The following is a 22,068-nucleotide window of genomic DNA, read 5'->3' as shown; positions in this document are numbered from 1 at the left end:
CGAGCCTGCCCGACTCATTCGTCCTTCCCCTCGACCCGAATCAGGGTGGTGGGCTCCGAAATATACGGCATCCCATTGATCTCGCGAAGCGCGCTTTGCACATCCCGCTCTCGGGCCATGTGCGTCATGATAACCACCGGCACCGTCTGCCCCTCTTTACGCCCCTGCTGAAGCACCGACGAGATGCTGATGCCATACCGGCCCAGGACGCCGGCAATTTGAGACAACACGCCGGGACGGTCCAGTACCATGAACCGAATGTAATACAGACAGGTGATTTCCTCCATCGGACGCATGCGCAGGGGCCGCCGCTGATCCTGTTGATACGAGGCCGGCGGAACTCGGCCCGTCGCATTCTTCATCAGATTGCGCGCGATAGCCATCACATCACTCACGACGGCACTGCCGGTCGGCATCGACCCGGCGCCACGACCATAGAGCACCACGTCTTCAACCGCATCACCCACCAGTTGAATCGCATTGTAGACGCCGTCCACCTTTGCAATCTGCGACGCCGACGGCACCATGGTGGGGTGCACCCGCGCTTCGATTTCTCCCTCCACGTATTTCGCGATGGCCAGCAGCTTAATGGTGAACCCAAACTCTTTCGCGTAGGCGATATCGATCGGGGTAAGACCGGTAATCCCTTCCGTGTAGACATCCTTGAAATTCACCGGCGTGCCGTACGCCAGACTCACCATGATCGTCAGCTTATGGGCGCTGTCGGTTCCGGCCACATCAAACGTGGGGTCCGCTTCGGCATACCCGGCCCGCTTGGCCTCCTCCAGCACGACCTCGAACCGCTGCCCTTCGCTCGTCATGCGGCTGAGAATATAGTTGGACGTCCCATTGATGATGCCATAGATGGATTGGATGTTATTGGCCGCCAAACCTTCCATCAGCGCCCGGATGACCGGAATACCGCCACCGACACTGGCCTCAAAACCGACGTCCACTCCGTGCCGCGAGGCAGCTGAAAAAATGTCCTCACCATGAACCGCCAGCAATGCCTTGTTCGCCGTCACCACCTGTTTCCCGCGGCCGATCGCATCGAGCAACACGCGCTTGGCGGCGTCATAGCCGCCCATGAGTTCGATCACGATATCGACCTTGGGATCGGCCAGTACAGCTTGTGCGTCGTTGATGAGCACCCCCGGGGCCAATTTCACCCCGCGATCACGCGTGATATCCAGATCTGCAATCCGCACGAGGTTGATGGGAATGCCCACCCGCCGCCGGATGAGCGCGGCATTGTCCAGCAGGATACGTGCAACTCCCGTCCCCACCGTCCCGAACCCGATCAGCCCGACTCCGATCTCACTTTTCATGCTTCGCGACCGTCCAATTTCAAGGCTTTGCGAATCCCGCGCAACGCCTGTCTCGTTCGATGTTCATTTTCCACGAGCGCAAAGCGCACATATTCATCGCCCCCCTCACCGAATCCGATGCCGGGCGACACGGCGACTTTGGCCTCCCTCAACAACAACTTCGAAAACTCGAGCGAGCCCATGTGGCGGAACGGGTCCGGAATCCGAGCCCAGACGAACATCGTCGCGCGCGGCAGCGCCACCGGCCAACCGATCCGGTTGAGCCCGTTCACGAGCACGTTGCGCCGATTTTGATAGCGCTGCACGATGTCCTTCACGCAATCCTGCGGACCATTGAGGGCCACGGTGCTGGCGATCTGAACAGGCTGGAAAATCCCGTAGTCGAGGTAGCTCTTAATCTTCGCCAGCGCGCCCACCACTTCACGATTGCCCACGCAGAATCCGACACGCCATCCCGGCATGTTGTAGCTCTTGGATAGCGTGTAGAACTCGACGCCGACATCTTTCGCCTCCGGCACCTGCAAGAAGCTAGGCGCCTTGTACCCATCGAAAACGATATCCGCATAGGCAAGGTCGTGGATAACGATGACGTTGTGTTCCTTGGCAAAGGCGACGATCTTCTTGAAGAACTCCAGATCCACGACGGCCGTCGTCGGGTTGTGCGGAAAATTGATGACGAGGATCCGTGGCCGGGGCAAGGTCTGCCGATACACGCGTTGCAGATCGTCGAAGAAATCGCTGTCTTGGCGAAGCTCGATCCCGCGCACTTCGCCGCCGGCGATGATAAAGCTGTACATGTGAATCGGATAGGTCGGCGTCGGCGTCAACACGACGTCGCCTGGCCCGATCATGGCCAACGCCAGGTGGGCAATGCCCTCCTTCGATCCGATGGTGACGATCGCTTCCGTTTCCGGATCCAACTCGACATCGTAGTTTCGCTTGTACCAACCGGCGATGGCGTGCCGGAGCTTGGTGATGCCGCGCGAGGCGGAATAGCGATGATTCTTCGCCTTCTTGGACGCCTCGATCAGCTTGTCGACAATGTGTCCGGGCGTGGGTTGATCAGGGTTCCCCATGCCGAAATCGATGATATCTTCGCCCCGCTGACGTGCCTCAAGCTTCAGTGCTTGTACTTGTGCAAAAACGTAGGGAGGAAGGCGCTTGAGTCGGTAAAATCCTTCGCCGATCGACATGAAATATCTGACTCCTTAGGGAAGGGTCATACGTCTGGTTGAGGTAAAAGCCGTATTTATGAAAGGGCGTATTCTAATTGAGGGCTCAAAACGAGTCAATTTCACTTGGATTCTATGAGGTTGGGGGATTTCTTCGATAGTCTCGTGGGACCCTGCGCACATGAGGAAACCACCCTAGGCCGCTGCCTCCTTGCCGCATCCTCGTACTTTCTGTTAATAATGCCTGACCGGCATCCAAAATGTCTATGAATTTCGAGAAGTTCCGTTCGAAATCCCTCTGCAACTGAGCCGAGACTGGGGAGGCACGATGGCACGACTGGGTGTGAATATCGATCATGTGGCGACGCTTCGGCAAGCCAGGGGGGGCACTGACCCCGACCCCTTGGCCGCCGCCATTCTGGTCGAACTGGCCGGGGCCGACGGTCTCGTGGTGCATTTGCGCGAAGATCGCCGTCACATCCAAGATCGCGACCTGACTCTCCTACGCGAAATCGTCCGCACCAAGCTGGATCTCGAGATTGCCGCCGACGAGACGATGGCAAAGATCGCATTGAGCATCAAGGCCGACCTTGTCACTCTGGTGCCGGAACGCCGTCAGGAACTGACAACCGAAGGCGGGTTGGACGTCGCCAACCATCGAGACAAGATTCAAGGCCTCGTGGACATGCTCCGGGACGGTGGTATTCCGACCAGCTTGTTCATCGAGCCAAGCCTCGAACAGGTGAAGGCCGCCCACAAAGTCGGCGCCGCCTACGTGGAACTGCACACCGGCCGCTATGCCAATGCCAGACGATCAAAGGAAGAAGACGAGGAATTCGAAGCCATCACCCAAGCAGCCAAGTTAGCCTACAAATTAGGGATCGGCGTCAACGCCGGACATGGCCTCAACTACAAGAACGTCAAGCGATTAGCCAAACTTCCGGAAATCGTCGAATTCAATATCGGGCACAGCATCATCGCGCGTTCGGTCATGGTCGGCCTCAGCCGGGCCGTGCGCGAGATGAAAGCGCTCATCGCTTAGGCCCCCTGAATTCGGTTCATACGTCCAGGGAACACCAGTCGGTCACCTATGCGAATCGTCACGGCCGCTCAAATGCAAGCGCTCGACCGGCGCACGATCGCCGAAGCGCGGGTGCCCGGATTGACTCTGATGGAGCGTGCCGGCAAGGGGATCGTCACACACCTCATCGACCGCTATGGCTCCATCGCTCGCTGCCCAATCGCTATCGTCTGCGGAAAAGGTAACAACGGCGGTGACGGTCTGGTCGCGGCCCGGTTGCTGCAAAAAAAAGGCGCGCGCGTCCATGTGTTCCTGCTGGCCAGCCCAACCGAGTTGAGTCGTGACGCCAAAGCCATGCACCGGCGTCTGCGGGGAACCATCTCGAACTCCGCGCTCACTCGCGTTACAGATCCGTCGACTCTCTCCGGCCGCTTATCGACCTCCGCGCTCGTCATCGACGCGATATTGGGAACCGGGCTATCATCACCGGTCACCGGCCTCTACCAGGCAGCCATCGAGGCCATCAATGCCGCAGACAAGCCCACCATCGCCGTCGATTTGCCGTCCGGGCTCCATGCCGATACGGGCGAGATCCTGGGAAGCGCCGTCAGAGCTGACCTCACCGTCACCTTTGGCCTGCCCAAGTTAGGGCTCTACTTGGGATCAGGCATCGATTGCGCCGGGGCCGTTCGGGTCGTGGACATCGGCATTCCCCACGACTTTGTAGAGGCCCTGGACAGTCGTGTCCACCTGCTGACCCAAGCCGGTACGTCGGCCGTGCTGCCGACCCGCCGCCCGACTGCCCACAAGGGCACCTTCGGACATGCCGGCATCATCGCCGGTTCAGTCGGAAAAACCGGCGCCGCGGCGATGGCTGCGCTGGCGGCTCTGCGCATCGGCGCCGGTCTGGTCACCGTGGCCGTCCCCTCCAGCGTGAACGATATCCTGGAGTCGAAACTGTTGGAAGCCATGACGAGCCCCATGCCCGAGACGAAAGCCCGCACATTCGCCCGGTCCGGACTTGATAGCCTGGCGGCTTTCACCGGCGCCCGCACAGCCGTCGCGATCGGCCCCGGCTTGACAACCCATCCTGAAACCGTTGAACTTGTGCAGGAACTGGTAAGACGCATCGATCGCCCCTGCGTCCTGGATGCGGATGCCTTGAATGCCCTTGCGGGCAAGCCTTCGTTACTCACCGAATGTACAGTGCCTCCCATCCTCACCCCTCACCCGGGGGAAATGGCACGGTTGGAGCCTGAGGCCACCACCCACTCGATCAATGCCGATCGCCTCGGCGTTGCAACACGATTTGCCAGGGAGCGCGGGGTCTATGTCGTTTTGAAGGGCGCAAAGACGATCATCGCCAGACCAGACGGTACAGCAGCCATCTGCCCCACGGGAAACCCCGGAATGGCGACGGGCGGAACCGGTGACGCCCTGACCGGCATGCTGGTCGGCCTCCTGGCACAGGGACTGTCGCCCTGGGATGCCGCTTGTGCCGCCACATACCTGCATGGGTTGGCTGGAGATCTGGCAGCGGAACATCATGGACAGGCCGGTATGATCGCGGGCGACCTCATCGCGGAAATTCCCCACGCCCTTGTATCTTGCACGGGGGCATAATATGGCTCGCGCCCGCGTCCGTCCCAGGCAACAGGAGACTCCCTCACGCCTTCAGGCCATGCCGTGAAACCCTTGACGCTTCTACTGAAATCCCTCCGTGATACCCGCCGACTGGGACTCGCGCTCGGCCGGACAGCTTGTGGCGGAGACGTGTTGGCGCTCTTCGGGAATCTCGGAACCGGAAAAACCACGCTGGTGCGAGGACTGGCCGAAGGACTTTGTGCGGAGCCGGCCTCGGTCAGCAGTCCCACCTTCACGTTAATCCAGGAATATCCTGGACGACTGCGTCTGATTCACACGGACCTCTATCGCTTGACCGGCTCACAACTCGAGGACACGGGTTTGACCGAATACCTCGACGACCGGACTGTGCTTGCAATCGAATGGGCTGAGCGCTGGAACGCCGGACTACCCGCGGATCGCCTCGACATCCAACTCAAGCATCGGACTGCCGCCACGCGCCGCGCGACGCTCATTCCCTATGGGCCTTCGAGCACCAGATGGCTGTCCGGCGTCCGCGCCGAACTGAGGCAACGCGCTGCTACTGGAGCGCGCCGGCCGACCCGTGTACAATCGCGCCGATCAAGGAGGGCTTCGCGGTGATTCGGGTCATACTGGTCGGCACGTTACTCCTACTCTCCTTGGCCTTCTTTCTCCAGAATCAGGAGCAGGAAGTCACCCTCCGCTACTTCTTCGGCCTTCGATCCGCCTCCACGCTTATCTACAAGCCGATCCTCGCGGCGTTCGCCATCGGTATTCTCGTCTCGGGCATCTTGCTGTTTCCGGCCTGGGTCCGCGGCCGTATCGAACTCCGTCGAAAGACCAAAGCCCTGCAGGAAGCGGAGGTCGACCTGGAACGGCTGAGGCAATCGCTGGAAAGAGCCACACGCCGGACTGCCCCCGCCCCGCTGGGAGACCCGGAGGGAGACCACGCCGATGGGTGACTCCGAAGCAACGCCGCTGATGCGGCAGTACCGCGAGATCAAGCAAGCATATCGCGACGCGATCCTGTTTTTTCGAGTCGGCGACTTCTATGAAATGTTCCATGAAGATGCCGTCGAAGCATCCAAACTACTCTCCATTGCCCTGACATCCCGCGACAAGACGAGCGACAATCCCGTTCCCCTCTGCGGCGTGCCCTATCATGCCGCCACCGCCTATATCGCCAAGTTATTGAAGGCCGGACGGACGGTGGCCCTGTGCGATCAAGTTGAGGACCCCAAACTGGCCAAGGGCTTGGTGCGGCGGGAAGTGGTCCGCCTCTATACACCGGGCACATTGGTGGACAGCGAGTTCCTGCCCCCGACTGAAACGAATGTGTTGGCGGCCGTCGCCGTCCGTCATCGAGCCGGAACCGGCGGACGACACACCGCTTCGTATGGACTCGCGACCCTTGAAGTGTCGACCGGCGAATTTTGGCTCAGCGAGTTTCATGGAGAACGGGCAACCTCGGCCCTTCAAGACGAACTTACGCGCCTCGAACCGAAAGAACTGCTCTATCCGGAGGAACAACAGGATGAGGCACGGAAGTGGCTCGCGCCGCTTTCACACCTGCGCTTCTGTAACCGACCTGCCGCCTGGTTCGACCTCGAACAGGGGCGCCTCCGACTTCAGGAGCAGTTGCATGTTCATAGTCTCGACGCCTTCGGATGCCAAGGCCTGACGGTCGCCGTTCAAGCCGGAGCCGCCGTCCTGCGGTACGTGCGCGAAACCCAACCCACCGCGTCGTTGGAACACATTCGACGACTCCGAGTGCGGCATGACGGTGACGGCATGCAGTTGGACAGCGTCACCATCCGCAATCTGGAGTTGGTCCGTGGCTCGGATCGGCTGGACGCATCCAATGCAGCGGCGGATTCGACGCTGCTCGGAGTGCTCGACCGAACCGTCACCGCAATGGGCAGCCGCCTGCTGCGCGAGTGGTTGTTGCGTCCCCTACTGTCTTGTTCGGCAATCGACGCCCGTCTTTCCGCCGTCGAGAATTTGAAGGACCATCTGGAATCCCGCGTCGGACTTCGATCCGCATTGAGGACGGTACAGGATATCTCCCGTCTGAGCAGCCGGATCTCCCTGGGCGTCGCCAACCCGCGGGACCTTGTGGCGCTCAAGCTTTCCCTCGCATCCCTTCCGGCCGTGCAGACAAGGCTCATCCCCCTTACCGCTCCGTTGATCGGAGAGCTGGCGACCGCATGGGATAACGCCGGAGACCTGTACGAACTCTTGGAACAGTCCATTGAAGCGGAGGCGCCCGTCTCTATCCGTGACGGTGGGATTTTCCGGGAGGGCTATCACGCTGGAGTCGACGAACTTCGGAAGGCCAGTCGAGAAGGAAAGGGATGGATCGCCGGGCTGGAGGCAAAGGAGCGTGAGCGAACAGGGATCGACTCACTCAAGGTTCGCTACAACCAGGTGTTCGGCTACTACATTGAAGTGACAAAGGCGAATCTGGATAAAGTCCCCGCCGATTTCATTCGAAAGCAAACGCTGGCCAACGCGGAACGCTTCATGACCCCGGAACTGAAGGAATTGGAGGAGCGTGTAACGGGGGCAGAGTCGAAGCTGGTAGCGCTTGAGCAGGAGCTATTTGAGGCGCTGCGCCTCCGGCTCGCCGGACACACGGTGCGGCTCCAGGAAATCAGCCAGCGATTGGCAATTTTGGATATCCTCGGGGCGCTGGCGGAGACAGCAGCATTGAATCGGTATGTGCGGCCGATCGTCGATGAGGGTGTGGAGTTGGAGATCGTTCAAGGGCGACATCCCGTGGTTGAACGGCTGAACCTCTCGGGCGGATTCATTCCGAACGACACTCGTCTGGATGCGGTGTCTCATCGGCTGCATCTCATTACCGGCCCAAACATGGCGGGGAAGAGTACCTATCTTCGGCAAGTGGCCCTCATCGTCCTGATGGCCCAGGTGGGAAGCTTTGTCCCGGCCAAATCCGCCCGCATCGGACTTGTGGACCGCATCTTCACCAGAGTCGGGGCATCAGACAATCTGGCGGGGGGACAGAGCACCTTCATGGTCGAGATGACCGAGACCGCCCATATCCTACATAGCGCCACCGGTCGCAGCCTCATCCTGCTCGACGAAATCGGCCGCGGAACCAGTACCTATGACGGACTCAGCATCGCCTGGGCAGTCGCCGAGTTCATCGAAGATCCCCAGCGCCTCGGAGCCAGAACGCTCTTCGCGACCCATTACCACGAAATGACGCAATTGGAATCGCTTCGAGACGGAATCGCGAATTTTCGGGTTGCGGTTCAGGAACGGGACGGCGATGTCCTCTTTTTGCGAAAGATCGTGCCCGGCGGTGCAGACCGGAGTTACGGCATCCATGTTGCCAAGTTGGCGGGCCTGCCAGCCGCTGTGATCAGCCGCGCACAGGCGGTCTTGGCGCAATTGGAAACCTCAGGTACCTCCGCCCACCCTCAAAGGGAACCCCAGCAGTCTCTACAGTTCGACGCCACATTGCCTCCACCCCACCCAATTCTTGAGGAGGTCCGCCAAATGGATCTCTTTGGAATGACGCCACTGGACGCGCTGAATCGCCTAGCCGAATTGCAGCGTCGCTTAGCAAACGACTGATTCGGAGGCAACAAGGCCGGACAAACAAAAAGGCGGTGCCTCTTTCGAAGCACCGCCCTTCATTCCCTCACAGGAATCGCTTACGCGATCAGTGGTGGCCGCCTGGCTGATTGTACTTGGCGGACCAAGGAATCAAGCCAGACAACGGCTTCCCGCCCGGCTGCAGCACATCGTACTGCATCATGACGTTGGCACCATCCGGAGACTTAGGGGAGGTATTCAGAACCTGCTTGGCAGCTGCGCAGCCAGCTTCCATCTCGTTCTTCCCATCACACTCTTTCAAGCGCAAGGAGGAGATGCTCTTCGGCTTGCCCAACTCACCAGCATTGTCACTCAGCTTCTTGACTGCGGAGATCACGCGATGGTTCTGCTCGGTCTCCTGAGCGGTGAACTCAACCAACGTGGTCTGGGAAGACGGCGGAACTTCCTTGGCGGCAGCGGGACCGGCATGCGGACGCGCCATCGACTTCAGTTGTTCCCACACCGCTTTGTCGGCAGCATAGAATTTCAGGTTCTTGCCCGGGTGAATCTTCTGCCAGAACAAACCACTCTCGGCGTTGCCGCCGAACACTGCGATGTTGATCCACACCGCTTCATCGTAGGGATCCAGAATGATCACCCGACCCTGCAACGTGGTCGGCTTGCTCATGTCTCCCCACTCAAAACGCTCCTGGAACGCCTCAATGGCCAGCGCGGTGGAGGAGAGCCCTACCACCAGGGCCACGGCAGCCATGAAGGCCCAGCCTTGCTTGTGCAGCTTCATAATCACGTCCTCCTTAAGAGAAGAAAGTCTATGAATTTCGAATAGTGATAAATTCTACTTCAGGACCTTGAAGCCGGTGATGGTGCGACCATCAAGGGTCACTTCCATCGCGACGAGTTCCTGGGCTGCCTTGATGATTTGATCCATCAACGCCTTGTCCTTGACAGCCAAGCGGACGGTCGTGGCAGCGTGATACCAGCCCGAGTAGGGGTTGTTCTTTTCAGTCCCACCGACAAAGCCCCAGGCGCAGCAGCTGAACAAAGGATCCGGCGGCTTCACATCGAGGTCGCCGGAGGAGCGTCCACCGGAGTTCCCGGAGGCCGGCTCACCCGTATTCCAGTACTGGATCCCGAACAGGAGCTCCCCATCGGGATTGTCAGCCCACTGAGACCACACACGCCCCTTCAGGGTGTTGGTCGCTTCGCCCTTGTAGGACTTTCCACTGCCCGTGGTGATCTCAACCGGTCCACCACCGGCCGGCGCGTCGGCTGCCACCGAAAATTCGGCCGTCAGCAAGCCGACAACAGACGAAACTGCAAGTGCGGCTAGAATTCCGACCCTTTTCATAACCCTATCCCTCCTTGGAAAAATGATGACCAGAAAACCTGAATACCAGCTTCCAATAAAGATTGCAGAAAAGCAAAAAAATCAGAGAACGCTTTAGCAGGAGGAAGTGCGACCGACACCCCCTTTCACTCTGCTTACCTTCCTGTGTGGTGCAACCGAAAGATATTTCAGTATCGTTGGCCCGAAAAACGCCGCCATCGTACTGAAATCCCCCAAAGGTGTCAAGGAATTGTTTTGGCGATTCTTCATGTCGGACTTGAGGATTAAAACGATCATGGTTTCAATGACTTAGTCACGAATTTGCTCTACCCCAACACCGCCCAATGGACAGATATATTCGGCCGCCCGATACCTAATGATTACTTGATTACTTCGCGAACGCGTCCAGCGCCTTCGGGGCAATAGGCCCAAGAGCCGTCACCGACAAACACCGCGGGTTAAGCAGGTCCTGCGCGACACGATACACCTGATCAGTCGTGACGCGATCGATTTCTGCCGTCATCTGTTCGAGGGACACGTGGCACCCCTGCGACAACTCGTCCTTCGCCAGCTTACTCATACGGCTATGCGAACTCTCGAGACTCAGCATCAGACTACCCTTCATCTGATTCTTCACCCGAGCAAGATCCTTCGCATCGATGCCCTGCATCCTCAACTTCCGGAGTTCCCGGCAAACCAACTCGACCACGCGCTGCACTTCCTTCGCACGCGTGCCGGCATATACCGTAATCATGCCTCCGTCGGAATAGGCGGAGAGGAACGAATAAATCGAGTACACCAAGCCGCGCTTCTCCCGCACTTCCTGAAACAGGCGCGAGCTCACGCTGCCGCCCAACACGCCATTCAACGCATGCGCCGCATAGCGATCCTTATGTCCGGCCCCCAGCCCCTGCAAACCAAGACACAGATGCACCTGCTCGAGGGGTTTCCGCTGCACCAGCACTCCGCCGTTGACCTCCGGCGGCCAACGATGCGGGCGCACCGGTGCGCCCTTGTGAGGCGCGGAGAAATACTTGGCGAGCAAGCGTTCCAAGCGCCGCCAGCTAAAATTCCCGGCCACAGCCACGACAGTCTGCTCCGGATCGTAGTGCGACTGCACATAGGCCAACAAATCATTGCGGTCGAGTGCCTGGATACGCTTGGCCTGCCCCAGGATCGAACGCCCAAGGGGATGACTGCCGAGCGTATGCTTCATGTGCAACTCTTGGACAAGATCCTCCGGATCGTCCTGCACCATCCGGATCTCCTCCAGCACGACCTGCTTTTCTTTTTCGACTTCTTTCGTCTCGAAGCGGGACTGATAGAAGAGGTCCGAGAGGAGTTCCAGCGCCGTATCCAGCTGCTGATCGAGCACCTTGATATAGAACGTCGTAGTCTCGCGGGTCGTAAAAGCGTTCATCTCCCCGCCAAGGGCGTCGATCTCACGTGAAATCTGCGTCGCAGACCGGCTACGCATTCCCTTGAAGAACATATGCTCAAGGAAATGTGAGAGGCCTTCTTCACCGGGCTGCTCGTCTCGTGAGCCGACGTTGACCCAGATCCCGATGGTGACGGACTTCAGCGTGGGGATATGTTCGGCCACAATGCGCAGCCGATTATCCAGAACGATCTTACGATACACGTCGGTTATCCCGCAGGAGTCGGCTCTTTGGCGGGAGAACCGTCCGGCGCCGGCATTGCTTCCTTCCGGCTCAGGCGAATCTTCCCTTGTTTATCGATCTCTAGTACCTTGACCATAATCTGATCGCCTTCGGACACCTCGTCGGACACGGCCTTCACTCGATGATGCGCCAACTGCGAGATGTGCACCAACCCATCCGTCCCCGGCAACACTTCCACGAACGCGCCGAAATCCATGATCTTGCGCACCGTCCCAAGGTAGATCTTGCCGATCTCGACCTCTTCGGTAAGCCGCTTGATCATGTCGATGGCCTTCTGTGCCGATGCCTCATCCGAGGAGGCAATCGTCACGTCGCCGGTGTCCTCGACATTGATCTTGACCCCGGTCTCCGCAATGATACTGCGGATCATCTTGCCGCCCGGGCCGATGACATCGCGAATCTTGTCCTGCTTGATCTTCATCGGGAATATGCGCGGCGCATAGGCCGACAGCTTCGTCCGCGGTTCCGTCAGAGCCTTCGCCATGCGCTCCAGGATATGGAGTCGGCCGGCCTTCGCCTGCGCCAATGCTTCCCGCATCAAGGCGAACGTGATGCCGCCGATCTTGATATCCATCTGCAGCGCCGTCACGCCGTTCTTCGTTCCGGTGACCTTGAAGTCCATGTCGCCCAAGTGATCTTCCAACCCGAGGATGTCGGAGAGGACCAGCACTTGGTCGCCTTCCTTGATCAACCCCATGGCAATGCCGGCTACCGGCTCCTTGATCGGCACACCGGCATCCATCAAGGCCAGAGTACCGCCACAGACCGTTGCCATCGAGGATGACCCGTTCGATTCCAAGATCTCCGACACGATCCTGAGGGTATACGGGAACTTGTCCTTGCCCGGAATGACCGACTTGAGCGCCCGCTCCGCCAACGCACCATGGCCGACTTCGCGCCGACCCGGCGAACGCAACGGCCTCGCCTCGCCGACGCTGAACGGCGGGAAATTGTAATGGAGCATGAACGTTCGCGTGTATTCCCCCTCCAACGCATCGATCCGCTGCTCGTCATCGGTCGTACCGAGCGTGACCACGGCCAAACTTTGCGTTTCTCCACGGGTGAAGACGGCTGAGCCGTGAGCCCGAGGCAGCACCCCGACTTCGCAGGTAATGGGTCGGATGTCCGCCGGACCGCGGCCGTCGGCTCGCACACGCTTTTCCAGGATCATGCTTCGGACTTCGGTGTATTCGAGCCCATGGAAGATGATCTTGACGTGGCGTTCACGGTTCGGCTCATCCGACTTGAACTTGGCGATCGCCCCCGCCAACACTTCATCCAAGCGCTCCTGACGCGCGTTCTTGTTCGGAATCAGAATGGCTTCGCGGATCTGCCCCGCCACCAAAGCCCGCACCTGATCGCTGAGTGTTGCGTCGATCTGTTCCTGCACCACCACCCGCTTCGGCTTGCCGGCCAACGCGCGCAACTCCTCGATCTTCGCCACGATCTTCTTGATCTCGCTATGCGCCAGCTCAATCGCTTCCAGCATGACGGATTCCGGCAATTCATTGGCACCCGCTTCCACCATCATGACGGCATCGGCCGTCCCGGCCACGACGAGATTGAGTTCGCTGGTTTCGAGCGTCTCGATGTCGGGATTCACGACGAACTGCCCGTTGACGCGGCCGATCTTCACGCCGGCGATCGGACCGTTGAACGGAATCGGCGACACGGCCAGGGCAGCGGACGCCGCGATGATGCCGATGATATCCGAAGAACCCGTCTTGTCCGCCGACAAAACCGAGGCAATGACCTGCGTGTCGTAGTAGTAGCCTTCCGGAAAGAGCGGGCGGAGAGGCCGATCGATCAACCGGCTCGTGAGGACTTCCTTCTCCGACGGCCGACCTTCCCGCTTGAAATACCCTCCGGGAATCTTGCCCGCCGCGTAGGTCTTTTCTTGATAATCGACGGTCAGGGGCAGGAAATCGACGCCCGGCTTCACGGTTTGGGACGCCACCGCCGTCGCAAGGACGATGGTGTCGCCGTATGTGGCCCAGATCGCCCCATCCGCCTGTTTCGCAATGCGGCCGGTTTCCAGAGTCAGCCGCCGACCCGCCAGTTCCATTTCTACCGTGTGTTTCATCTATGGTCTCCTTCGTTATCTCCCACAGATGCCCACAGAGATGCGCTCACACGCATGTACCCAGCAAGCAGTTCACAATCAAAAGGCGAGAGTTCACCACCACTCTCTTTCGCCCTTTCTCCCTGTGCCTTGCCGAAGCGCGAGCCCATGTCAGTGTTCACCTGCGAGGGGGAATCCGCGGGCCGTCCCATCGATCGGAGACGGCCCATTATCGTCCACTTACCGACAACTACTTCCGAATGCTCAACCGATCCAGGACCGAACGATACCGGGCATCATCGGTATGCCGCAGATAGTCCAATAACCGACGACGCCGGCCGACCAGCGTGAGCAATCCGCGCCGCGAGTGATGGTCCTTCTTATGCTGCTTGAAATGCTCGGTCAGATAGGTGATTCGATTGGTGAGAATGGCGATCTGTACCTCCGGCGACCCGGTATCCGTGTCGTGCGTCCGATAAGTCTTCACCAATTCCGTTTTCGCTTCCTTCGCCAATGCCATAACGTCCCTACTCCTCTATTGATTGACTAGACCCACCGTCCAACCCTTATTCCGTTACCAACACTTTCGACACCGAAATGAGCGGCTGCCGACCGTCGCTGACGTCCCCTCGCAACATACCAATGCCCAACAACCGCCCCTGCTCATCCTTCAGGCGAATCGCATGGTCTGCACCGTCACCCGTTGCAACAGGAGCCGGCACCCAGGCCAGCACATCGCGCTGCTCCACGGGCGTTCCGTGCAGGATACGAGCAGCCGACTCGGGACCTACTGTACAAGCCGGCAGACCCTGGAGCGCCCCGTCCAGCGTCAACAGCACAGCCCCGAACGTACCCTCAGCCAGCCGGGATTCGACCTCGGCAACAGTCAACGCCTCCTCAACCTTCAAGGGGCCGACGCGCTCGCGATCAAGAGCCAGCATGTGCCCGCCGACGCCAAGGCTCTCGCCGATATCCGCGCAGAGGGTCCGCATGTATGTGCCCTTCGAGCACACGACACGCAAGGTTACATCGGGTAAGCACACCCGCAACACTTCGAGTCGCTCTATGGTGACTGCGCGCGCTTCCCGCTCGATCTCGCGACCCGCCCGTGCCGACTTGTAAAGCGGCACGCCCCTCACCTTGACCGCCGAATACATCGGAGGCACTTGGAGGATACGCCCTTCGAATCTTGCGGCAGCGTCCCGCACCGCCTGCTCGGTCAGATGGTCGACCGAATTGCGATCCAACACCGTTCCCGTGGCATCTTGGGTGTCAGTCGTCTCCCCGAGCCGCAACTCTACCAGGTACTGCTTATCCCAGGTCAACAGGTACTCGGCAATCCGGGTCGCTTTCCCCACCAGCACAGGCAACACACCCGTGGCAGCAGGATCCAGGGTCCCAGCATGGCCGACCTTGCCCCCCCGCAGTTTGCCTCGAAGCCTCGCTACGACATCGTGAGAGGTCCAGCCCGCTTCTTTTCGAACGTTCAACACCCCATCCCGCAGACGGGTATCAGGAAGTGATGGGGACAACGCCACGACGGTCATCGTCGTTCAGTGATCGGGATGCACCGGTTCGGGCGACCCTGCCGCTTCCGTTCCGGCCTCATCGCGATGCAACCCTTCCAACAACTCGAGTATGCGGTCTCCCCGCGATCCGCTCACATCCTTGACGAAAATCAACTCGGGCAAGTACCGCAATGTGAGCCGACGCCCCAATTCGGCGCGCACAAACCCACTGGCCTTGGCCAGCCCATCGAACACGTGACGTTCCGCCTCGCCCCGCTCCAACGTCGTGACGAAAACCCTCGCGATCCGGAGGTCCTTGGTCAATTCGACGTCGGTCACCGTTACCGAGCGCACCCGTGGATCCTTGATTTTCCGCATCAGAATGTCGGCGACTTCCATTCTGATTTGATCCGCCACACGATCGGCACGGTTGTAGGTCGATTTCATCATGGCAGTCTGCTAAAGCAATTCAATCTGCGATCTCACGACCTGAACTGCAGGTATCCCATGCACGAGATTCAACGCCTGATCCAGCACCTGGTTCACGTGGCCTGACTCGTTCGCGACACAGGCCAGCCCCAATATGGCCTTTTGCCACAAATCCAGGTCACCGACCTCGGCCACGGATACATTGAACTTGTCCCGAAGCCGGCTTTTCAAACTCTGCAAAACTTGGCGCTTGTCCTTCAACGAGTGGCTGTCCGGTATGAAGAGCTCAACCGTACATAACCCGACGATCATACCCGCTGGCTTTGCGAGGACGGCGCGCGTCCAGCCGTTTCCAGTTTGGCCGCGATCTTGTCGACCACATAGACTTCAATGATGTCGCCGGATTTGACGTCATTGAAATTCTCAACCGTGATACCGCACTCATAGCCCTGCTGCACTTCCCGGACATCGTCCTTGAACCGACGCAAGGACCCAAGCTTACCTTCGTACACGACCACGCTGTCGCGGATGACGCGCGCGCCGGCACTGGCCCGCGAGATCACGCCGTCGACCACGTAGCAGCCGGCCACGAGACCCGCCTTGGGAATCGTAAACACCTGCCGGACTTCCGCGCGACCGAGGACCCGCTCCTTCAACATCGGCTCCAAGAGGCCTTCCATCGCCGCACGGATGTCGTTCAATGCATCGTAAATGATGCTGTAGAGGCGGATATCCACACCTTCTCGCTCAGCCAAGGCCGCAGCCTTGGGCTCCGGACGGATATTGAACCCGATCACGATGGCCTTCGAAGCCGCCGCCAACAATACGTCCGTTTCGGTGATTCCTCCGACCCCGCTATGCATGACCCGAAGCTTGACGGCGCCGGCCGGCATTTTCTCGACCGCCGCAGCCAGCGCTTCCGCCGAACCCTGCACATCCGCCTTGATCACGATGGGAAGTTCTTTGACTTCGCCTTCTTGAATCTTGGCAAACAGGTCATCCAGGCTGACCTTGGCCGGTCCGGCCAATTCCGCCGCGCGCTGCTTGCGGGCGCGCTCTTCCGCGATTTCTCTGGCAACCCGTTCATCTTTCACGATCGTGAACAGATCTCCGGCCGCCGGCACACCGGGCAGTCCGATGACCTCCACGGGAATCGACGGGCCGGCTTCAGCCGTCTTGGCTCCGGTATCCGTCACGAGGGCGCGAACACGGCCGCTGAAGTTGCCCACGACAAACGCATCGCCGACATGCAAGGTACCGCTCTGTACGAGTACCGTGGCCACCGGCCCCCGGCCTCGCTCCAATTTGGCCTCGATCACCAACCCCTTCGCCATGCGCGTGGGATCGGCTTTCAGTTCCAAGACTTCCGCTTGCAGGAGAATCATTTCCAACAGCTGATCCAACCCAGTCCTCTGCTTGGCGGACACCTCCACCATAATCGTCTCGCCGCCCCAGGATTCAGGGATCAAACCGTGTTCAGATAGCGCAGTGCGGACACGATCCGGATTGCAGCCCGGCTTGTCGATCTTGTTGATAGCCACAACCAAGGGGACTCCGGCCGCCTTGGCATGGTGAATCGCCTCGATGGTCTGCGGCATGACGCCGTCATCAGCCGCCACGACCAGAATCACGATGTCCGTCGCCTTGGCGCCGCGGGCACGCATGGCGGTAAAGGCTTCGTGACCCGGTGTATCGAGGAACGTCACCTGCTTGCCATGGACCGAGACCGTATAGGCCCCGATGTGCTGCGTAATGCCCCCGGCTTCGCCCTCGGCGACTTTCGTCGAACGAATGGCATCGAGAAGGGACGTCTTCCCGTGGTCGACGTGGCCCATAATGGTAACGACGGGAGGCCGAGGCACCGCCAGCTCTTCCCCAGTCGATTGGGCTGCCTCCTCCAACAAGGCCTCACCGGCCTTTTCCACCGAGACTTCCACCTTCGTGCCGAACTCCTCCGCGATAAGAGAGGCGGCTTCGAGGTTGATAGGCTGATTGAAGGTGGCCATCTGGCCCATTTCCATCAGCTTCTTGACGATCTCGGCCGGCCGCTGACCAATGAGTTCGGCAAATTCCTTAACGCTCACTCCGGCGACCAGCTTCACACTTTTCCTCCGAGGTTTCGTAATCTCCGCGGGAGTAGCGTGATGAGCATGCTTGGAGCGATCGTCCCGTCGCTGCACCGGAATCGCCCGCAGATCTTCCCAGCGCGTTGCATCGTTTCGAAACTTGGTGTCGTCTTCCTCTCGGGCACGTGGCCCCTTCCGACCCTTCTTCAGCTTGTCCTTGTTCGCAGCTTCTGCCTCGGCGGTCTCACCTGAGAAACTCTTCTTCTTCGCCACAGCCGCCAGGGAGTCGAGCGCCGGCGCGGAGGGAGTGGTCGCAGGCGCAGCAGCAAGAACAGGAGCGGACGCAGCAGGCTGAACCGGTTTCGCCGCCACCAGCGCGTCAGCCGACGCCGCCGTCACGACCACTGGAGCAGACGGCTCCGCAACAGGAGCCGATTCGGCCGGCGCAGCAGGAGCCGGCTCAAACACGGGGGCCGCAGGAGCAACGGCGGGAGCAGCAGCTTCGGTCGCGATGACCGTCGCCGGCTCTTCCGTCCCTTCTTCCCGCTTCTTCTTGATGAGAATCCGTTTCTTGTCAGGCTTAGCCGGCTCTTCATGCGGCGCCGCATGCGCCTTGGCGCCGCCTTCATGGCCAGCGGCTGGCCGGTGGGTCCGCTTCACGTCATGCCCCGCTGCGCCCGCATCGCCGCCCGACTCGCCCCCGGCATGCCGGGTCTTCGGCCCCAACTTCTCCAGCGCGAGCCTGACGGAGTCCTCGTCCAGCGCGCTGCTGTGCGATGCCACTGCAATCCCCAGCCGTTTCAGTTCGGGGATCAGGTCCCGATTCTCCATCCCCAACTGTTTCGCTAGCTCATACACCCGCATACGATTCCGTTCCGCCTTCTCTAAAATGGTGTGGCCGGTGCCCTCGGGCTTACTCCGCCTGCTGCGCGGCAGCCCGCGCTTCATCCTGCTGACGCTGCGCCTCGGCCTCTTCGGCCAGCGCCGCCTTAATCTCCTTGTCCCGCTCTGCCTTTTCTTTCTCGTATTCGGTGGCGCTGATGATGTCGATCTTCCAACCGGTGAGCCGTGCGGCCAGCCGCACGTTTTGCCCGTTCTTACCGATTGCGAGCGACAATTGTGAATCCGCGACGACGACCAGGGCCGACTTCTTTTCCTCGTCGATGCCGACCTTCTCGATCGTGGCGGGATTCAACGCCTCCGCGATGAACACGCGGGGATCCTGGGTCCAGGTGATGATGTCGATCTTCTCTCCGCGCAACTCGCGGACCACGGCCTGCACGCGAGACCCTTTGATACCGACGCAGGCGCCGACCGGATCGACCGCCTTGTCACGCGACGAGACGGCGATTTTGGTCCGATCTCCCGGCTCCCGCACGATCGACTTGATCTCGACGATCTTTTCGCCGACCTCGGGGACCTCCAGCTCGAACAGTTTGGCCACGAACTGAGGATGACTGCGGGAGAGCACGACCTGCACGTCCTTGGGAGTCCGACGGACTTCCAACAGCAAGGCTTTCACACGATCACCACGACGGTAGGTCTCGCGAGGGATCTGCTCCTGGATGGGCAGCACGGCTTCGGTCTTACCGAGATCGACCAGGAAATTTCGGCGCTCCATTCCGAGAATAATGCCGTTGACCAGATCGCCTTGCCGCGTCGAGTATTCTTTTTGTACGGCTTCCCACTCGGCTTCGCGAACCTTCTGAAAGATCACTTGCTTGGCGGTCTGCGCGGCGATGCGGCCGAGCTCGTCCATCTCAATCAGTGACCCGATCTCGTCGCCGATCTCCGCGCCCTCGTCGTACTCACGCGCTTCCTTCAACGAAATCTCGGCTTTGGGATTCGTCACGGTGTCGACGATCACCTTCTTGGATACCACCGAAATTTCGCCGGTCTTCGGATCGATTTCGACCTGAATATTTTCAGCCTGGCCGAACCGTTTTTTCGCAGCGGTCTGCAGGGCGGATTCGATCGCGCCGATCACTCTGGCCTTGTCGATGCCTTTTTGCCGACCGATTTCGTCGATGACAGCGATCAACTCACGATTCATGACTCATCCCTCATGATTTCCCACGCTCCGGAGGCGCCCGCTACGGAGCGCCGGTCAAAATCCCACGTCCCGTCGACCGGAAGCGATGTGCTCGAATGCGACGGACACGGTCTCCGTCGTTTTTTTCTGTTGGATCGCCAGCGTCAGCCCCTGTTCCCCAACTTCACTTAAGGTGCCGGTCAGCCGCCACTGGCCCTGCCGCGGTTCACGCAACTTGATCGTCACCCGCTCGCCGACCAGCTTCACATAGTCCTTTGGTCCCCGCAAAGGCCGATCGAGGCCGGGCGATGACACCTCCAGCGTGTAGGCGTGGGGAAACGGATCTGCGACGTCGAGCGCCGGACTGAGGGATCGATGCGCCTGCTCGCAATCGGTCAGCGTCACCCCGCCCGGCTTGTCGATGAAGACACGAATGACCGTGCCGGGTCCCTTGCCGACGCACACGACTTCAACCAATTCCAACCCATGCGACCACAGAATCGGCGCCGCGACTTCATGGACCCGCGCCGCAGCCGCCTCAGCACGTCCAGCTGAAGGCTTTTCGCTCGCCATTGTGCTTGCTTCAGGCATCGTCAAAAGTTGCTCAAACAAAAAAGTGGGCCTGGGCCCACTTAAATCGCACGAACCATAACACGCCCCTCCTATGAAAGCAAGGGGAGATCAGCCGATCAGCCTCTCCCAGCCGCGCATGAGGGTCTTGGAAACGGGACCGGGAACACCGTCGCCGATCACTCGATCATCCACACGCACCACAGACAAAATTTCCACCGTCGTGCCGGTCAACAACACCTCGGACGCGTCGAATAATTCTTGTCGCGAGACATAGGATTCCCTCACCTGCAGTCCCTGCTTCCGCGCCACGTCCAAGACCAAGGTCCTCGTCACACCCGACAGAATTTTTGGCCCCTCGGGCGCGGTCTGAAGCACGCCGCTGCGAACGACCATGACGTTGCTGACCGAGCCTTCCGTGACCAAACCGTCCCGAATGAGAATGGCCTCGAACGCGCCGGCTTCCTTTGCCTGCTGCCGTGCCAGGACGTTACCAAGGAGATTCAGGCTCTTGATGTCACAGCGCCCCCATCGCAAATCCTCCAACGTCATGACTGAAACTCCCTCCTGACGAACGGCCGGATCCAATGGGTGCAATTCCCGAAACGTCAGGACCGTCGTGGGCGCGATTCCGGCGGGAAACGGATGGTCCCGGGGTGCCTGTCCTCGGGTCAACTGGATATAGATCTTGGTCTCTGGAAAGCCGCTCAGCCGGAGCCCTTCGTCGATCAGATTTGCCCAGGCCGCCTGCGTGCGATCCCAAGACAGGCGCAATGCTGCAGCACTTCGCTCGAGGCGGGCAAGATGTGCCTCTACTTCAAAGGGGCGGCCGCGGTAGGTCCGAATGACCTCATAGACACCGTCGCCGAACTGAAATCCTCGATCCTCGACATGGACGACGGCCTCGGCCAGGGGACTGAACCGTCCGTTCACATACGCAATATCAGGCATAGCAATGGAGGATGTCACAACCGCCGTTAGACGACGGCGACATAAAATACTTGGCGATCTTCGGCCGTAAATTTCCAACCCATGCGCTTCTCGAATACGAGGCGGTGCGTCCCGGCTGTCACAGGCCGGAACTCGAAGGTCCGTCGCCCCGTATCGACGGCATTACCGCTGGCGATCCGCAGAAAATCGTCGTCCACCAAGGGCATGGTCTTGGGATCGTAGATCGGCACCCACAACTCCCCGCGCGTACGGTCTTCCCACAGATGAATGCGCACCGGCTGGCCGACTTTCCCAGTTATGGCCTTCGCCTCGGACTCGCGCTCGCTCGCGCCCGCAGGCGCTTTCCCACCTTGATTCATCTCCGATTCATCCCGATTTTCACTCGATCGCCACTACACCTTCCGTCGGGGGCCGACAAAGACTTGCCCCTCTTCAATGCGTACGTCGTAGCTGCCCACGCAGTACCCGCCGCCGTCGGTGCCTTGACCATTCCGAATATCAAATGCCAAGTCATGCCAGGGACAAGACACCACATACCCTTTCACCCGCCCCTTGTGCAATGGACCACCTTCGTGCGGGCACACATTATAAATCGCATGAAATCGGCCCTCGACATTGAAGACCGCGATGGACCGCTCATTGATCGTAAACACTTTGACCTGGCCGGGGGGAATCTCGTCCACCGTGGCCACGCACTGAAATCCTTCCATGCCCCGTAGTACCTTCCCGG

At 59.8% G+C, this 22,068-nt stretch carries 21 protein-coding genes; 5 read left to right on the top strand and 16 right to left on the bottom strand.

Translation table 11 applies throughout. The features are described from left to right. Positions 1-14: 14 nt before the first annotated feature. The gene (locus KF814_12460; GenBank protein MBX3236959.1) at positions 15-1,328 is read right to left on the bottom strand and encodes a homoserine dehydrogenase; all 1,314 of its coding nucleotides are present in this window, start codon (positions 1,326-1,328) and stop codon (positions 15-17) included. Beyond that, positions 1,325-2,521 (bottom strand): alanine transaminase, encoded by a 1,197-nt coding sequence (alaC, locus tag KF814_12455; protein MBX3236958.1) that lies wholly within the window; start codon positions 2,519-2,521, stop codon positions 1,325-1,327. Before alaC ends, KF814_12460 begins: the two co-directional genes overlap by 4 nt. Before the next feature lie 307 nt (positions 2,522-2,828). On the opposite strand from alaC, the gene KF814_12450 reads away from it, so the two are divergent. The 5 genes from KF814_12450 to mutS all read left to right on the top strand — a co-directional run bounded on the left by KF814_12450 (position 2,829) and on the right by mutS (position 8,729). Next, positions 2,829-3,542 carry a pyridoxine 5'-phosphate synthase gene (locus KF814_12450; GenBank protein ID MBX3236957.1) on the top strand — a complete coding sequence of 238 codons (714 nt, stop codon included), beginning with the start codon at positions 2,829-2,831 and terminating at the stop codon, positions 3,540-3,542. Between the two features lie 48 nt (positions 3,543-3,590). Beyond that, complete coding sequence (locus KF814_12445; protein ID MBX3236956.1) at positions 3,591-5,144, top strand: NAD(P)H-hydrate dehydratase; 1,554 nt, start codon at positions 3,591-3,593, stop codon at positions 5,142-5,144. 63 nt (positions 5,145-5,207) lie between these two features. Further along, positions 5,208-5,747: a tRNA (adenosine(37)-N6)-threonylcarbamoyltransferase complex ATPase subunit type 1 TsaE gene (gene tsaE / locus KF814_12440; protein MBX3236955.1), complete on the top strand. Its 540-nt coding sequence runs from the start codon at positions 5,208-5,210 to the stop codon at positions 5,745-5,747. Further along, positions 5,744-6,088, top strand: a complete 345-nt coding sequence (locus KF814_12435; GenBank protein MBX3236954.1) for a LapA family protein — start codon at positions 5,744-5,746, stop codon at positions 6,086-6,088. Before tsaE ends, KF814_12435 begins: the two co-directional genes overlap by 4 nt. Continuing rightward, positions 6,081-8,729: a DNA mismatch repair protein MutS gene (gene mutS, locus KF814_12430; GenBank protein MBX3236953.1), complete on the top strand. Its 2,649-nt coding sequence runs from the start codon at positions 6,081-6,083 to the stop codon at positions 8,727-8,729. Before KF814_12435 ends, mutS begins: the two co-directional genes overlap by 8 nt. Before the next feature lie 88 nt (positions 8,730-8,817). On the opposite strand, the gene KF814_12425 is transcribed toward mutS, so the two are convergent. From KF814_12425 to KF814_12360, 14 genes are all read right to left on the bottom strand, one after another. Next, a complete protein-coding gene (locus KF814_12425; protein MBX3236952.1) occupies positions 8,818-9,492 on the bottom strand; it encodes a hypothetical protein in 675 nt (224 codons plus the stop codon). A 54-nt stretch (positions 9,493-9,546) separates the two neighbouring features. Further along, positions 9,547-10,059: a hypothetical protein gene (locus KF814_12420; protein ID MBX3236951.1), complete on the bottom strand. Its 513-nt coding sequence runs from the start codon at positions 10,057-10,059 to the stop codon at positions 9,547-9,549. Between the two features lie 367 nt (positions 10,060-10,426). Then, on the bottom strand, positions 10,427-11,680 hold the full coding sequence (locus tag KF814_12415) for an insulinase family protein (GenBank protein ID MBX3236950.1): 1,254 nt from the start codon (positions 11,678-11,680) through the stop codon (positions 10,427-10,429). A 5-nt stretch (positions 11,681-11,685) separates the two neighbouring features. Further along, entirely contained in the window at positions 11,686-13,803 is a 2,118-nt protein-coding gene (gene pnp, locus KF814_12410; protein MBX3236949.1) for a polyribonucleotide nucleotidyltransferase, read from the bottom strand. Between the two features lie 229 nt (positions 13,804-14,032). After that, complete coding sequence (gene rpsO, locus KF814_12405) at positions 14,033-14,302, bottom strand: 30S ribosomal protein S15 (GenBank protein ID MBX3236948.1); 270 nt, start codon at positions 14,300-14,302, stop codon at positions 14,033-14,035. A gap of 46 nt (positions 14,303-14,348) precedes the next feature. Beyond that, the gene (gene truB, locus KF814_12400; GenBank protein MBX3236947.1) at positions 14,349-15,320 is read right to left on the bottom strand and encodes a tRNA pseudouridine(55) synthase TruB; all 972 of its coding nucleotides are present in this window, start codon (positions 15,318-15,320) and stop codon (positions 14,349-14,351) included. Between the two features lie 15 nt (positions 15,321-15,335). Continuing rightward, positions 15,336-15,740: a 30S ribosome-binding factor RbfA gene (gene rbfA, locus KF814_12395; protein ID MBX3236946.1), complete on the bottom strand. Its 405-nt coding sequence runs from the start codon at positions 15,738-15,740 to the stop codon at positions 15,336-15,338. A 9-nt stretch (positions 15,741-15,749) separates the two neighbouring features. Beyond that, on the bottom strand, positions 15,750-16,031 hold the full coding sequence (locus tag KF814_12390) for a DUF503 domain-containing protein (GenBank protein ID MBX3236945.1): 282 nt from the start codon (positions 16,029-16,031) through the stop codon (positions 15,750-15,752). Beyond that, a complete protein-coding gene (gene infB, locus KF814_12385; GenBank protein MBX3236944.1) occupies positions 16,028-18,649 on the bottom strand; it encodes a translation initiation factor IF-2 in 2,622 nt (873 codons plus the stop codon). Before infB ends, KF814_12390 begins: the two co-directional genes overlap by 4 nt. 49 nt (positions 18,650-18,698) lie before the next feature. Then, positions 18,699-19,838 (bottom strand): transcription termination/antitermination protein NusA, encoded by a 1,140-nt coding sequence (nusA, locus tag KF814_12380; protein MBX3236943.1) that lies wholly within the window; start codon positions 19,836-19,838, stop codon positions 18,699-18,701. Between the two features lie 54 nt (positions 19,839-19,892). Next, complete coding sequence (locus tag KF814_12375; protein ID MBX3236942.1) at positions 19,893-20,390, bottom strand: ribosome maturation factor RimP; 498 nt, start codon at positions 20,388-20,390, stop codon at positions 19,893-19,895. 108 nt (positions 20,391-20,498) lie between these two features. Next, positions 20,499-21,338 (bottom strand): D-amino acid aminotransferase, encoded by an 840-nt coding sequence (locus KF814_12370; GenBank protein MBX3236941.1) that lies wholly within the window; start codon positions 21,336-21,338, stop codon positions 20,499-20,501. A gap of 26 nt (positions 21,339-21,364) precedes the next feature. Continuing rightward, a complete protein-coding gene (locus KF814_12365) occupies positions 21,365-21,697 on the bottom strand; it encodes a protease inhibitor I42 family protein (GenBank protein MBX3236940.1) in 333 nt (110 codons plus the stop codon). 33 nt (positions 21,698-21,730) lie between these two features. Further along, positions 21,731-22,048 carry a Rieske 2Fe-2S domain-containing protein gene (locus tag KF814_12360; GenBank protein ID MBX3236939.1) on the bottom strand — a complete coding sequence of 106 codons (318 nt, stop codon included), beginning with the start codon at positions 22,046-22,048 and terminating at the stop codon, positions 21,731-21,733. Between the last annotated feature and the right edge of the window lie 20 nt (positions 22,049-22,068).

The organism is Nitrospiraceae bacterium (assembly GCA_019637075.1).
Lineage (GTDB): Bacteria > Nitrospirota > Nitrospiria > Nitrospirales > Nitrospiraceae > JAHBWI01.
Note: the sequence above shows the minus strand (reverse complement) of the source record. Positions and strands in the feature narration are given on the sequence as shown.

Bases quoted from the DNA above. Each gene is read 5' to 3' on its own strand.
- KF814_12365 (MBX3236940.1), bottom strand. From the start codon at position 21,697: ATGAATCAAGGTGGGAAAGCGCCTGCGGGCGCGAGCGAGCGCGAGTCC.
- rpsO (MBX3236948.1), bottom strand. From the start codon at position 14,302: ATGGCATTGGCGAAGGAAGCGAAAACGGAATTGGTGAAGACTTATCGG.
- mutS (MBX3236953.1), top strand. From the start codon at position 6,081: ATGGGTGACTCCGAAGCAACGCCGCTGATGCGGCAGTACCGCGAGATC.
- KF814_12460 (MBX3236959.1), bottom strand. From the start codon at position 1,328: ATGAAAAGTGAGATCGGAGTCGGGCTGATCGGGTTCGGGACGGTGGGG.
- KF814_12420 (MBX3236951.1), bottom strand. From the start codon at position 10,059: ATGAAAAGGGTCGGAATTCTAGCCGCACTTGCAGTTTCGTCTGTTGTC.
- KF814_12390 (MBX3236945.1), bottom strand. From the start codon at position 16,031: ATGATCGTCGGGTTATGTACGGTTGAGCTCTTCATACCGGACAGCCAC.
- KF814_12360 (MBX3236939.1), bottom strand. From the start codon at position 22,048: ATGGAAGGATTTCAGTGCGTGGCCACGGTGGACGAGATTCCCCCCGGC.
- KF814_12370 (MBX3236941.1), bottom strand. From the start codon at position 21,338: ATGCCTGATATTGCGTATGTGAACGGACGGTTCAGTCCCCTGGCCGAG.
- alaC (MBX3236958.1), bottom strand. From the start codon at position 2,521: ATGTCGATCGGCGAAGGATTTTACCGACTCAAGCGCCTTCCTCCCTAC.
- infB (MBX3236944.1), bottom strand. From the start codon at position 18,649: ATGCGGGTGTATGAGCTAGCGAAACAGTTGGGGATGGAGAATCGGGAC.
- KF814_12425 (MBX3236952.1), bottom strand. From the start codon at position 9,492: ATGAAGCTGCACAAGCAAGGCTGGGCCTTCATGGCTGCCGTGGCCCTG.
- rbfA (MBX3236946.1), bottom strand. From the start codon at position 15,740: ATGATGAAATCGACCTACAACCGTGCCGATCGTGTGGCGGATCAAATC.
- KF814_12375 (MBX3236942.1), bottom strand. From the start codon at position 20,390: ATGGCGAGCGAAAAGCCTTCAGCTGGACGTGCTGAGGCGGCTGCGGCG.
- nusA (MBX3236943.1), bottom strand. From the start codon at position 19,838: ATGAATCGTGAGTTGATCGCTGTCATCGACGAAATCGGTCGGCAAAAA.
- KF814_12450 (MBX3236957.1), top strand. From the start codon at position 2,829: ATGGCACGACTGGGTGTGAATATCGATCATGTGGCGACGCTTCGGCAA.
- KF814_12445 (MBX3236956.1), top strand. From the start codon at position 3,591: ATGCGAATCGTCACGGCCGCTCAAATGCAAGCGCTCGACCGGCGCACG.
- pnp (MBX3236949.1), bottom strand. From the start codon at position 13,803: ATGAAACACACGGTAGAAATGGAACTGGCGGGTCGGCGGCTGACTCTG.